Annotated in this window: 1 protein-coding gene; it reads left to right on the forward strand. The window is 64.9% G+C overall.

The annotated features are described in order from the left end of the window. The first annotated feature begins 47 nt into the window (after positions 1–47). On the forward strand, positions 48–1,142 hold the full coding sequence (locus AB0B66_RS43675; protein WP_360541566.1) for an IS630 family transposase: 1,095 nt from the start codon (positions 48–50) through the stop codon (positions 1,140–1,142).

The following is a 1,142-nucleotide window of genomic DNA, read 5'->3' on the forward strand; positions in this document are numbered from 1 at the left end:
CTAGTGTGCTGCGCCGGAAATCCGTTGCATAAGTCTATGCTGTGCCGATGGGACGGATGGGTCGGCCGAAGGCAGCGCTGACGATCACTGATGCGGAGCGTACGGAGTTGCTGCGTGGGGCGCGGGCGGCGACGTCGACGCAGGCGTACGCGCTGCGGTGCCGGATCGTGCTGGCGTGTGCAGATCCGGACTCGGTGAACACCCGCATTGCGGCCGAGCTGGGCGTGTCATTGCCGACGATTGCGAAGTGGCGCAGCCGTTTCATTGCTCACAGACTGGCCGGTCTGGGCGATGAGCCGCGGGTGGGTCGGCCACCGTCGATTCTGCTCGACCGGGTGGAGGAGGTGGTGGCGCTGACCCTGGAGGCAACACCGCGTCATGCGACCCATTGGTCTCGGGCGTCGATGGCCGAGCGCAGCGGCCTGTCGAAGTCCACGATCGGGCGCATATGGCGGCGGTTCGACCTCAAACCGCACCTGATCGACGGGTTCAAGCTGTCCACCGATCCTCAGTTCGTGGCCAAGGTCGTCGACGTCGTGGGGCTGTACCACAACCCGCCCGAGCGGGCCGTCGTGCTGTGCGTCGACGAGAAGTCACAGATGCAGGCCCTGGACCGGTCCCAGCCCGTGCTGCCGATGATGCCGGGCATGCCGGCCCGGCGCACCCACGACTACGCCCGTCATGGCACGACGAGCCTGTTCGCCGCGTTCAACATCGCCGACGGGACCGTCATCAGTGAACTGCACCGCAAGCACCGCGCGGTCGAGTTCCGCAAGTTCCTGATCGCGATCGACAAGGCCGTGCCGGCGGAGTTGGACGTACACGTCATCTGCGACAACCTGGCTACGCACAAGACCGCCATCATCCACGACTGGCTGGCCCGCCACCCGCGCTTCCACATCCACTTCACCCCAACCGGATCGTCCTGGATCAACCAGGTCGAACGCTGGTTCGGCTACCTCACCGACCAGGTCACCAGACGCGGCGTCCACAAGAGCGTGCAAGCCCTCGAAGCCGACGTCCGCACCTGGATCGACAACTGGAACACCAACCCGCAGCCATTCGTATGGAGAAAGTCTGCCGAGGAAATCCTCGACTCCCTCGCCAGATATCTACAACGGATTTCCGGCGCAGCACACTAG

The sequence above is a fragment of the Catellatospora sp. NPDC049111 genome, assembly GCF_040648615.1.
In the GTDB taxonomy this organism is placed as follows: Bacteria; Actinomycetota; Actinomycetes; order Mycobacteriales; family Micromonosporaceae; genus Catellatospora; species Catellatospora aurea.

What these genes read in the sequence shown, in the direction of transcription:
- AB0B66_RS43675 (WP_360541566.1), top strand. Translation starts at nt 48, where the DNA reads ATGGGACGGATGGGTCGGCCGAAGGCAGCGCTGACGATCACTGATGCG.